Here is a 12121-nt window from a genome sequence, read left to right on the forward strand (position 1 = left end):
TCCGGCGGAACCACACCCCGCCAGCCATCTCCCCTGAGAGAATAAGACACTTTATGTTACTGTTGACTTCGGCTTTTTAAGCCGGCGGACAAAGCGAAGTTCATCCGAACGCGTTTTAAGGTGTCCATCCAGGCGGGCATAAAGCACCTTTTCTAATATTCGGCTGAAGTCCGGGCCGGGCTTAAAACCTTCTTTCTTAAGATCTTCTCCTTTAATCTTTATTTTTACATGAAGGAACTTGGTTAAGTAATCCGATACCCTGCGCCGGACTATCAGGCGGGGGGCCTTAGCCATTATTGCCAGGATTGTTTCTTTAGACAAATGGCTTAGTAAACGATAGATCTGGCTGGGACGCATAGCCTTTCTTTTGCTCAAGGCAAGAAAAACCAGCGTATCCATTTTTTTTGTTGCCCTAATTATATCCTGCTCTTTACGCCGGAAAGGAAAACGCTTTAAAAGCTCCTCCGTCCGCTTTAAATCAAGCTGATCAATCAAGGCCAGAAAGTAAACCAGCCAGGATTCGATATGTTTCCTGGCAAAAGTTATCCTATACCAAACTAAAATCTCTTCGCTTCTCTCTAACCCCCGAAGCAATTTGTGATTAAAATTAATCACCGGGTGAATAAACCGCAGTTCATGAAGTTCGGCCATGCGTTTTAAGGCCTTAAGCGGCCGGGGTTCTTTTAGAATCAAAACGATCTCTTCCCGCAGTCTTTCGCCGCTCACTTTAGTAAACATATCATCACTGACAGCGGTCTTAATAAGGTTTTCGGTATATTTATCAATCTCAAAATTATAACGGCTCTCAAAACGCACTGCCCGGAAAATCCTGGTTGGATCTTCCACAAAACTCATTTTATGAAGAACCCTGATCCGGCCCCGCTTTAAGTCACGTTGAGCATCAAAAAAATCCAAAAGCTCACCAAATTCTCTACGATTGAGTTTGACAGCCATAGTATTAATTGTGAAGTCGCGCCGCTGGAGATCCTCGCGGATACGGCTGGCCTTTACCTCGGGAAGAGCAGCTGGTTTGTGATAACGCTCTGTCCGGCTGGTAGCTACATCTACCTTTGATTTATCGTTCATAACTATTGTCGCGGTCTTAAACTTCTTGTGAAGAACCAGAGCGCCATTAAGTTCCCGGGCTAACTTTTTAGCAAATTTCCGGATATCTCCCTCAATAACAATATCAACATCTAAGTTTTTGACTCCCAGTATCAGGTCACGGACAAAGCCGCCTACCGCAAAGGCTTGAATATTATCTTTATCGGCAATTCGACCGGTTATTTCTAAAATACCAAGAGTATGCTGCGGCAAAGTTTTTTTCAGCTTTTTGGCAAGATCCTTTTTTAAAAGCGGCTTGACAATTTCCCCTTCGACACGATCCGGCTCCCGGGAAACGATCCTTTCGGCTAAGCTTACTTCAGCTTTCACCTGCCTGCTGAGAAGTTCTAAAATTCTTTCCTCAACCTGCTTTAAGGTAAGGTCCCTGATTATTCCGCTGGAAGCTAAATTATGCCCGCCGCCGCCCAGCTTAACGGCAGCCGCACCGACATCAATATCAACACAGTCACTGCGGGCAACCATTTGAATTTTGTCAGGCAATTCTACTAAACAAAATATCGCATCACACCCTTCTGTGTCTCTCAATTTATGGGTGAGAAGGGCCAGGTCCTGAATATATTTATTACTGGATATAGCGGCGATTATTACCCGCTTGTCGATAAAATTATACGATTTAGCCGAGTTTAAGAACCTGATTAAAATCGAAGTTTGAGCAGGATTTAAACGCCGATTTAAATAAGAAGAAATTATTTTTAGATTTGCCCCTTTAGAAAACAGAAAACTAACAGCATCGATATCTTTTTTGGTTGTGCTCAAATAGGTAAGCGCGCCGGTGTCCTCGTAAATCCCCAATGCCATAATCGTAGCCTCAATCGGGGAGATATCGATTTTCTTTTTAGCCAAATAACTAACTAAAAGCGTGGTTGTGGCGCCTAATCTCTCTGATTTCCCGGCAGTTGCTTTTATATCCTGAGCCGCAGGAGGGTGATGGTCATAGACAAGAATGGGGATTTTTTTCAAGAGCAGCTGGCTGGCTTTTCCAATACGGCTGGCTAACCGGGTATCAACAATGATTAAACGGGTGACATTAGAGATATTGCACTCTTTTTCCTTTTCAATTTTGATTACATCCCCGCAAAAGCTAAGAAATTGACCTACGGCCTTTTCCGGCGAACCGGGAATCATAAGTTTGGAGCCGGGATATAATTTTTTGGCCGCCACAAGCGAAGCCAGAGCATCGAAGTCAGCCGCTTGGTGAGTAACTATTAAATCCATAAAAAATCTCACTGTATACAGTATCAAAGTGTCAAAGTATCAAAGTGTCAAAGTATCAAAGTAAAAACTCTGACACTAGCGAACGAAGTCCCCGAAGGGGGCGAAGTGAGCGATGACACTTTGAATCTTTGACACTCTAAATGGCACTTTGACACTCTGACACTCTGACACTTCTTTCATGATCGGGGGTGATATTTATGATGAACTGCCTTTAGGTGGTCTTTATCTATATGGGTATATATCTGGGTAGTAGCTATGTCGGCATGCCCAAGCATTTCCTGAACAGCCCGCAGATCAGCTCCTCCCTTCAATAAATGGGTCGCAAAAGAATGTCTGAGGGTATGCGGTGTTATCAGTTTATCTATCCGGGCAGACCTGCTATATTTTTTAATCAATTTCCAGAGTGTTTGACGCGATATCTTCCTGCCAAATCTATTCAGGAACAATACCGGCTGATTTTCTTTCTTAACTAGTCCCGGCCGAATCTTATTTAGATAAACCTTGACGGCTTTGGTTGCTTCTTTGCCAAGGGGGACAATCCGCTCTTTGCCGCCTTTTCCTGTGCACTTGATAAACCCGGCTTCCAAGCTTAAATCCGACAATTTTAAACCGCTCAACTCAGCCACCCGGGCGCCTGCGCCATAAAGCATCTCCAGAATAGCTCTGTCTCTTATTCCGGTCCAGGCAGAAAGATCAGGCTGGGATAATAATTTGCTTACCTCTTCAACATTTAAAACCTCGGGCAGTTTTTTCCATAATTTCGGGGAAGTTAGGATATCGGTAACATCACCGGAAATATGCTGTTCATTGGCCAAGAACCGATGGAACACTTTTATCGCTACCAGGTTTCGGCTGATAGAGTTAACCGACAGGCCCTTATCTTTCCGGGCCAAAGAAAAATCAGTAATATGTTCTCTCTTTACTTTTTCAAGCGATTCAATCCCCTTTTTCTTTAAAAAATCGAGGTAGTTATTCAGGTCTCTCTGGTAAGCCTGGATGGTATTATTACTCAGCCCCCTTTCTACTGTCAGATAGTTTAAAAATTCATCAACCAGTTTACCCATCATTTATCCGGCTTTATCCAACCGCCCATTTTTTTATAAGAAAACTCTCTTTGGATCTGTCTTTTTTGGTTGTAAAGCTCTCTCTTCAGCCGGCGAGACTGGGATATGTTTAACCGCCTGGTGTTTAAATCTTCTGTCAGCTCTTTGAATCTTTCGATCTGACCTTTAAAAAGATCCCTTTTCTCCCTTAAAAGACAGCTTTGCATTCTTTCTAAATTTTGGATAACCCTCTCCCTTAATAAAATATCTTTCTTTTTGTTCGACCCTAATTTCTTGATCAATTCTTCCTGGCATGCCTGCCACAAAATATAAGCGTTCCTATAAATCCGATGGCAAGAAATCATGCCTTTGGCTGTTTCTTCCGTCTCTTCGATATCCTTTGTTTTCTGGCCTCTAATTAATTTGGGGAGCCTGCCTTTTTTTAAGGTAGCACACCCGCTGAAGGCTATTATACTAAATAAAATAAGGCAAAATACCATTCCGTCATTGCGAGCGAAGCGAAGCAATCTCTTTAAATGAGATTGCCACGCCCGCCTTCCCTCGACTTCGCTCGGGACAGGTCGGCGGGCTCGCAATGACGCTGAGAAAAATTTGAATCTTCTGACTCTCATTTTCTTATCAACTCCTCAAACCCATTTTCATCCAAAATAGCTATCCCTAATTTCTTTGCTTTCTCATATTTTGAACCGGGATTGCTGCCTCTAACAAGATAATCGGTTTTTTTGCTCACAGCAGAAGACGTTCTCCCCCCTAATTCCCCGACCAAGGCCTCTGCTTGTCCACGGCCATGGCTGTCTAACTGGCCGGTAAATACGAATATCTTATCGGCCAGCACTTGCGGCTTTTTCTTTACCGAAACCTGAGACATGTTCAAGCCCAGGTGTCTTAAATTTTTAATTAACTTCTTCGTGGATTTATTGTTGAAAAATCCTTCGATGGATTCGGCCATTACCGGCCCAATTTCCCTTATTTCTTGTAATTCTTCTTTTTTTACCTCCATCAGCTTATCTACGCTGGGGTATTTTTCAGCAAGGAGTTGAGCTGCTTTTTCTCCCACATGCCTGATACCCAGCGCAAAAAATAATCTCCCCAAAGACCTGGATTTACTTTTTTCAATCGAGATGAGTAGATTTTCCGCTTTTTTTTCGGCAAACAAATCGAGTTTTAAAAGACCTTCTTTGTTTAAGGCATAGATTTCGTCCAAAGCTGAAACAAGCTTGCCCGCTATTAATTGCTTGACTATAGACTTTCCCAGCCCTTCGATATCCATTGCTGAACGCGACGCAAAATGCAGCAGGCTTCTTTCTATCTGCGCAGGGCAGGAAGGATTAACGCATCTAAAAGCAACCTCTCCTTCTTTTTCCCTCTCAATCGGCCCATCGCATACCGGGCACTGCCTCGGCGGGCTAAAACGCTTTTCTTTGCCGGTCCTGACGGATTTTACCACCTTGATAATCTTGGGAATCACCTCGCCTGCCCTTTCCAGCAAAACCCTGTCGCCAACACGAACATCTAACCGCTCTATTTCATCAAAATTGTGAAGCGTTGCCTTTGATATGGTTACGCCGCCGCACTCAACCGGCTTTAATTCGGCAACCGGCGTGATTACTCCGGTGCGGCCGACCTGCACTCTGATATTGTTTAATCTGGTGGTTACCTGATGCGACGGAAATTTATAAGCAACTGCCCAGCGGGGGCTCTTTAAAGTATGACCCAGCTCTTTGTGCTGTTTGATAGAATTCACCTTGACAACTATCCCGTCTATCTCATACTGAAGGCTGGAGCGTTTATCCTGCCATTTATTACAATAGCTGATTACCTCATTTATGTCTTTACAAAACTTTATATTGGGACTAATTCTCAAGGCCCACTGCCTGGCCGCATGCAAAAACTCCCATTGGGAATCAAAACCTTTACCTCCTTCAATATTGCCGAAAGAATGAATAAAAAAATTCAGGCCCCGCCGGGCACTAATCCTGGGATCAAGCAGTTTGAGAGACCCGGCAGCGGCATTTCTGGGATTTGCAAATAAGGCTTCGTTATTATGCTTGCGCTGTTTATTCAAGCCCTGAAAATCCTGATGGTTCATATAGACCTCTCCGCGAACCTCAAGAACGCGGGGTATTGGATATTTCTTATCAGAAGCAGGCCATAATTTCAAAGCCAGGGATCTTATAGTGCGCAGATTCGAAGAAATATCTTCTCCCCTCTCGCCGTCTCCCCGGCTAACGCCAAGGTAAAACACGCCGTCTCTATAGCTAAGCGATACACCTGTGCCGTCAATTTTTAATTCAGCAACATATTCAACCTTCTCTCCCTTCAGCCATTTCTTAACTCTTTTATCCCAGCTTTTGAGTTCCTCAACGGAATATGTATTATCCAAAGAAAGCATCTTTGCTTTATGTCTGACGGTTTTAAATCCTTTTACCGGTTCGCCTCCTACGCGCTGGGTAGGAGAATCAGAAGTTATAAATTCAGGATGACTCTCTTCCAGATTGCCAAGTTTTTTCATCAACTTATCGTATTCGGTATCCGATATTTCCGGCTGATTCAATACATAATAACAATAATCATGCCTGAGGATTTGCTTTCGCAATTCTTCTATCTGTTTTTTTATTTTATCCTTTTCCTTCAATTTATCCCCCAACCGCCAACCTGTCGGCCAGCTTCCCGGGCAATCCGGCCTTTATTATCTTTCGCCGGGTAGAAACAATATCATATTCAACCCGCTCAAATTCAACCAGATCAACTTCAGCATCATATATCAAATAGCAGGCTCGAGGATCGCCATCCCGCGGCTGGCCTATACTTCCGACATTAATAATATATTTTTCTTGCTCGCAAAGATTTAACCTGCCCGGTTCTATATACCTCATCTTTTCCTGTTTCATGCTTAATATAAAAGGCACATGCGAATGAGCAACAAATAAGATATCTTTTTCTAAAATCCGGAATGAAGGTTCAGCATCCCGAATATCTATAATATACCTAAACTCCTCCGGCTGATCAAGGCTTCCGTGAACCAATGTAAAATTGTTCCCCTCCTGGATAAGACTCAAAGAACCCAGGTAATCTTTGTCAACCTGGCTTAGGTTTTCTTTTGTCCAGAGAATTGCCTGCTTAGCGTAAGTGTTAAAATAATCTATATCAAGCTTCCCGGCAACTGCCCAATCGTGGTTACCGCCGACAATAAGCGGGGCAGGAATCATTCCCCGGACCAGCTTAATGCACTCTTGGGGATCAGGCCCATATCCGACTATATCCCCTGCGCAAATAAAGCCATCTATTCTCTTGTTTTTAAAAGACTCCGAAACTGCCTGCCAGGCTTCTAAATTGCTGTGTATATCGGCAAATACTGCGTAGCGCATTAATGCTCACAATCGTCGGTCGATCAAGAAAAATTATAGTGTTTTTTTACAGGATCCTTTATATCCCAAACACAGTCAAGCCCTTTAGGAAAAGTAACAAAATCGCCTGCCCCGAAGCTGACAGTTTTTCCGTCTTTTATTTCGACAATAACCTTTCCGGCAAGTAAATAGCAAGTCTCTGTTTCATCATAGTGCCAGTCAAAACGCGAAACCTCCTTTTGCCAGATCGGCCAGGATAAAACTCCCATCTGTTTAATCTTTTCTTCCTCGATTCTCTCAACCTTTACCTCCATCGCAGCTTCCTCCTTTTTAGAGATCCCTATACTTCCAATAAAACAATTTCAAACGGGATAATTTTCGCACAACAACTTACCTCGGCCTACGGCCTCGGTAAGTTGTGTACTCAAATTGGTCGGGGTAAAGAGATTTGAACTCTTGGCCTCTTGCTCCCGAAGCAAGCGCTCTAGCCAAGCTGAGCTATACCCCGTAAAGTTATCCACAGCTGTAGGGCATGCTTAAGCATGCCCTACATTAATTTTCTTAATGTTGTGGCATTTTTTATTGCGTAAGCATTGGCGTCATTATTGAAATAGACGTAGACGTCCAGGCCTTTTTTCAAGAATTTCTTGATATCATCAGCCCAAGACCTTAGTTCTTTAGTTGAATAATTAGAGCCGTAAAGAACCTCTCCCCCGTGCATCCTGATATAAACAAAGTCAGCGGTTATCTCTTTTCTTACCGGAAAATCCGGCATACTGATAATGCAGTGGGCAATGTTGTGTTTCTTAAGAATGTCGAATATCTCTTTGTCCAGCCAGCTAGGATTGCGAAATTCAATCACGTTTTTAATATCCGAAGGCAGCTTCTTTAAAAAAGCCTCCAGTCTCGGGCTGTCTTTTTTCATTGACGGCGGCAATTGATAAAGCACCGGGCCTAATTTTTCCTTCAAGATATATGCCCTGCTTAAAAAAACCTTGAGACTATCTTCTAAGTTTTTCAACCTCTTGATATGGGTAATAAATCTACTGGCCTTAAGGGCAAAGATAAATTCCCGAGGTGTATTATGATGCCAATTCTCTACCACCTTTTCTTTGGGAAGGTGATAAAAGGTATTATTGAGTTCTACGGTATTAAAATACTTGGCAAAAAAAGGCAGTAGCTCTTGTTTTTTAAGTTCCCGCGGGTAAAACTTATCATACCAGTGATTGTAATAAAATCCCGAGGTCCCGATCAGACATCTTGCTTTTTTTATCATTCTGTCTATAACTATAACACAGATGGGCAAAGAAAGAATAAGCAGTAATACGGGCTATGGGCTTTGGGCTGTGGGCTGTGAGTTAAGCTCATAGCTCATAGCTCATCTGTGTTTTTAACGTTGTATTTTAAAGCGCCATCTGTGCTAATCTGTATATAGCCGTAACAATACAACCGGAAATAATTACCCCGACAGCAATGGCGCTAAAGGCATATCTAAATCTTATTTTAAATAAAGACGCGGCAACCGAGCCTGTCCAGGCTCCGGTAACGGGGAGAGGAATCGCTACAAACAGGATAAGCCCCAATGCCCCATATTTTTGAACAATCCTTGCTTTTTTTTCAGTATGGTTGAAAATATGCTCAAAAAACCTGCGCCAGATTTTAAACCGCCTGAGACGCTCAGAAACCGGCCTTAAAAATACAAGCAACGGCCCTACCGGAATTAAATTGCCGATAATCGCCAGCAATAAGGTCTTAACCACGGGCTGATTCATTGAAAGAGCAATCGGAATGGTTCCCCTTAATTCATTTATCGGCAACATCGACATAAGAATAATAAACAATTCGCTATTTATTTTTTCCATCCTTCTTTTCCAATTAAGGGGACAAAAACACAACTGCAGATATCAGATTTAATCACCTGGTCATTATCCCGGGTAAGGAGGGTTAACATCTGATTGAATGCGTTCCCCACAGGAAGCACAAGTCTCCCCTTTCCAGCCAGTTGCTCAACTAAACAGGGAGGTATCGAAGGCGCTCCGGCAGTAACCACGATAGCATCATAAGGAGAAAATTCCTTCCAGCCTAATGAGCCATCATCCGTCTTAATCTTAATATTGGCATAACCGAGTTCGGACAACGTCTGCTCAGCCCGCTTGGCCAGGGAGGCAATCCTTTCTATTGTATAGACCTTTTCGGTAAGTTCAGCCAAAACTGCCGCTTGATAACCCGAACCTGTTCCAATTTCCAGCACCTTTTCTCCGCCTTTAAGCTGAAGGGATTCGGTCATCAGCGCCGCCATATAAGGTTGAGATATTGTTTGTCCTTCTCCAATCGAAAGAGGATAATCCCCGTAAGGATTTATTTTATCAAGCCCTTCTGGTATGAACCGGTGCCGGGGAACATTACCGAATGCAGCCAAAACTGATTTATCGCTAACTCCCCGAAAAATCAACTGGCTATCCACCATCTGCCGGGATAACTCTCGCCAGTAACCGGTCATTCATCTTCTCCTGAAAATAAATTTTATAAACCGCAATGTATCAAACAGGGGATCAATCCGGCTTTTTTCTCCCCGATAGATGCTGTTAATGGGCACAAAATCTATCCGATAACCTAATTTTGCCGTTTCAATCAAGATCTCAGACTCTATTTCAAAACGCGAAGTAGAAAGGTTCAGTTTTTCTAAAACATTGCTTTTTATCAGGCGGTATCCACACTGACTATCTACGATATTTTGTCCGCTGACCTTAGAGATCACAAACGACATAAGTTTATTGGTCAATATGCGGATCAGGGGCATTTCCTTCAGATTACCCATCCTGTTCCCTGAAATAATACCGGCCGGGGAATTTTCAGCTTTTTTAATAAATTTAGGCAAATCCGCCGGGTCGTGCTGACCATCGCCATCCATGGTAATTACTGCATCGTATTTTTCTTCTAATACTTTTTTAAATCCATTCTGCAGGGAAATGCCTTTACCGTAATTTTTGGAATGTTTGATAACAACGGCTCCAGCCTCCAAAGCAATGGTTCCGCTTGAGTCAGCAGAACCATCGTCCACCACCAGGCATTTATCAGCATATTTAACTGCGTCTTTAACCAAGCGTTCTATGGTCCTGGCTTCATTATACAAAGGAATAAGCACGCATACCTTCATCTACTTTCCCCAAACCTTGCTAAAGATAGACCATTGCTCTGGAAATCCAGCAATATATTTTTCCAGAACCTTTAGATATTCCCGGGTAATATTTTTTAAATCCTGTTTTCGCTTACCGGTCGGTTGATATATTATCGGTTTTTCGAAAGTCAGCTTAAAGGTATCGTCCTTCTCTCTAATCATAAATCCCGGCACAATAGGACTGCCGAACCTCAGGCTTAACGTGGCAATGCCCGCAGGCATAAGAGCGGGCTTGTTAAAAAAGTCTGTCTCTACTCCTCCTTTGGAAAAGTTTCTATCCCCGACAAGAACTAATATCTGGTTATTCCTCAGCGCTGAAAGAGACATTTTAACAGAGCTGCCGACAGGTATTACCTTGATGCCGTTTATTGTTCTTTTTTCAGTAAAAAAATTATCTACCAGCCGATTTCTATGCGGCAGGGTAACAACATTCAAAGGATAACCCAGAAATGAGACCACCGCCGCGGGTAACTCCCAGTTTCCCAGGTGAGCGGTAATGGCAATAACCCCTTTACCCCGGGCTAAGGCCTGGTCAAAATACCTTATCCCTTCTATCTTTACAAAGCGTTTTAGAAATTGGGCGTCCATTTTCCCAAAGCGTAAAAATTCAGTCAGAGATTTGGCAAAGTTTCGAAATACCCACCGCGAACAATGGTCTATTCTTTTTTTACTTGCTTTTTTTAAAACGATCCGCAGGTTGTGCTCTATAACTGTCCGGTTCTTGCCTGAAAAGAAATAAAAAAGATCGGCCACCCTTATGCCCAACCACCGGCTAAATCCTGCCGGCAGATAAATTGCCAGAACCTCGGCCAAGCGATAAATAAAATAATTAATCATCAACCTTCCAGCGCCAATCTTGCTATCTTGAGAGCAGAATCCGGATTGCTTATCTCCCGGCTGTTGCGGCGCATACGATCCAGTTCATCCGGTTCTTTTAAAAGACGAGATACTACTGCCGCTACCTTCTCTTGGCTATTAACCCCCACACCAGCTCCCTGTTCGATCAAAAACCGGGTGTTGTTCGTCTCCTGGCCGGGGATAGGCTTTAAGATCACTATCGGCAGTTTCTTAGCCAGGGCCTCGGCACAGGTAACACCGCCCGGTTTGGTTATAACCAATGTTGAAATCTCCATAATTTGATCAATATTATCTGCATACCCCAGTATCCTGACCGGCTTTTTAAAATATCCTTTTTTCTTCTCTAATCTATTTTTCAGAGAAGTATTGATCCCGGTTATGACTATTATTTGAAAATCAAGGCCTATTTTGCCTAATTGATAAACCGTCTTTTCAATCGGGCCTGCGCCATGGCAGCCTCCCATAATTAATATGATCGGCATGCCGGGGTCTAAACCTAATTTTTTTATCAGAATTTGGCGCTGGTTGTTCCGGCATCTAAATTTAGGGTGAACAGGAATGCCGTAATTAATGATCTTGTCTTCGGTTATTCCGGATCTGGCCAGATACTGTCTCGCCTGTAAAGAAGAAACAACATAGCGGTCTACCTCTTCAGAAACCCAGTATGAATGGGGCAAATAATCGGTTAACACGCCAACCAGCAGAAAATTCGAGCTAAACCGTTTTTTATAGTCTGCCATCACCCCGCAGGGAAAAGCCTGCGTGCAGACTATAGCCTGGGGCTGGAAATCCTCAAAAATAGCCTTTGCCTTATTAGAACTCATCCTGTAACTCATTGCCATAAACCATGATACCATACTTAATACCCTATGATTATCATAAAGATATCCCCAAACCCTGGGCATGGTCTTAAGCAGGCCTAAGTATACTTTAACTATCATCTTTTCCAAAATAGGACTGCTGTAATTAAACAAGTCGATAGTTAAAACCTCGCTTTCCGGTCTGATTTCTCTGATTGCAGCCTGAATAGCCATAGCAGCCTGCTGATGCCCGGAACTACCAGGGCTATACATTAATAGAATCCGTTTCTTCATATTGTTTTAGCCGCCTTATCGTGTTGTTAATTTTACCATAAAAACCAGTTACAATCAATAAAAAAACGCACCTCTGTTATTTAAAAATTAAAAGTGCACAGTTTTAGAGCAATTTATGTTTTAAAAGTGCACACCTTAACCGAAATTAAAAATAATAACGCTAAAAAGGTCATTCTGAGGCCGAAGGCCGAAGAATCTCAGAAAACACGGTTTTATGAGATCCTTCGGTCGCCCTTCGGG

At 42.9% G+C, this 12121-nt stretch carries 12 protein-coding genes and 1 tRNA gene; all 13 read right to left on the bottom strand.

The features are described 5' to 3' along the window. Positions 1–51: 51 nt before the first annotated feature. Positions 52–2340 carry a DHHA1 domain-containing protein gene (locus tag U9Q08_02355; protein MEA3328566.1) on the bottom strand — a complete coding sequence of 763 codons (2289 nt, stop codon included), beginning with the start codon at positions 2338–2340 and terminating at the stop codon, positions 52–54. 176 nt (positions 2341–2516) lie between these two features. After that, entirely contained in the window at positions 2517–3407 is an 891-nt protein-coding gene (gene xerD / locus U9Q08_02360) for a site-specific tyrosine recombinase XerD (GenBank protein ID MEA3328567.1), read from the bottom strand. Further along, positions 3404–3883, bottom strand: a complete 480-nt coding sequence (locus U9Q08_02365) for a hypothetical protein (protein ID MEA3328568.1) — start codon at positions 3881–3883, stop codon at positions 3404–3406. The genes xerD and U9Q08_02365 overlap by 4 nt, the downstream gene beginning before the upstream one ends. Positions 3884–4011: 128 nt before the next feature. Continuing rightward, complete coding sequence (gene ligA / locus U9Q08_02370; protein ID MEA3328569.1) at positions 4012–6039, bottom strand: NAD-dependent DNA ligase LigA; 2028 nt, start codon at positions 6037–6039, stop codon at positions 4012–4014. Position 6040: 1 nt separating this feature from the next. Next, on the bottom strand, positions 6041–6772 hold the full coding sequence (locus U9Q08_02375; GenBank protein MEA3328570.1) for a metallophosphoesterase family protein: 732 nt from the start codon (positions 6770–6772) through the stop codon (positions 6041–6043). A gap of 23 nt (positions 6773–6795) precedes the next feature. Continuing rightward, positions 6796–7065 (bottom strand): cupin domain-containing protein, encoded by a 270-nt coding sequence (locus tag U9Q08_02380; protein MEA3328571.1) that lies wholly within the window; start codon positions 7063–7065, stop codon positions 6796–6798. A gap of 116 nt (positions 7066–7181) precedes the next feature. Continuing rightward, a tRNA-Pro gene (locus U9Q08_02385) sits at positions 7182–7259 on the bottom strand. A gap of 39 nt (positions 7260–7298) precedes the next feature. Continuing rightward, complete coding sequence (locus U9Q08_02390; protein MEA3328572.1) at positions 7299–8027, bottom strand: DUF72 domain-containing protein; 729 nt, start codon at positions 8025–8027, stop codon at positions 7299–7301. A gap of 127 nt (positions 8028–8154) precedes the next feature. Further along, complete coding sequence (locus tag U9Q08_02395) at positions 8155–8613, bottom strand: small multi-drug export protein (GenBank protein MEA3328573.1); 459 nt, start codon at positions 8611–8613, stop codon at positions 8155–8157. After that, a complete protein-coding gene (locus tag U9Q08_02400; GenBank protein ID MEA3328574.1) occupies positions 8601–9251 on the bottom strand; it encodes a protein-L-isoaspartate(D-aspartate) O-methyltransferase in 651 nt (216 codons plus the stop codon). The genes U9Q08_02395 and U9Q08_02400 overlap by 13 nt, the downstream gene beginning before the upstream one ends. Further along, positions 9252–9908: a glycosyltransferase family 2 protein gene (locus U9Q08_02405; protein ID MEA3328575.1), complete on the bottom strand. Its 657-nt coding sequence runs from the start codon at positions 9906–9908 to the stop codon at positions 9252–9254. Beyond that, positions 9909–10766: a lysophospholipid acyltransferase family protein gene (locus U9Q08_02410; protein ID MEA3328576.1), complete on the bottom strand. Its 858-nt coding sequence runs from the start codon at positions 10764–10766 to the stop codon at positions 9909–9911. After that, the gene (locus U9Q08_02415) at positions 10766–11881 is read right to left on the bottom strand and encodes a glycosyltransferase (GenBank protein MEA3328577.1); all 1116 of its coding nucleotides are present in this window, start codon (positions 11879–11881) and stop codon (positions 10766–10768) included. Before U9Q08_02415 ends, U9Q08_02410 begins: the two co-directional genes overlap by 1 nt. Between the last annotated feature and the right edge of the window lie 240 nt (positions 11882–12121).

Source organism: Candidatus Omnitrophota bacterium (genome assembly GCA_034717435.1).
Lineage (GTDB): Bacteria > Omnitrophota > JAUWXU01 > JAUWXU01 > JAUWXU01 > JAYELI01.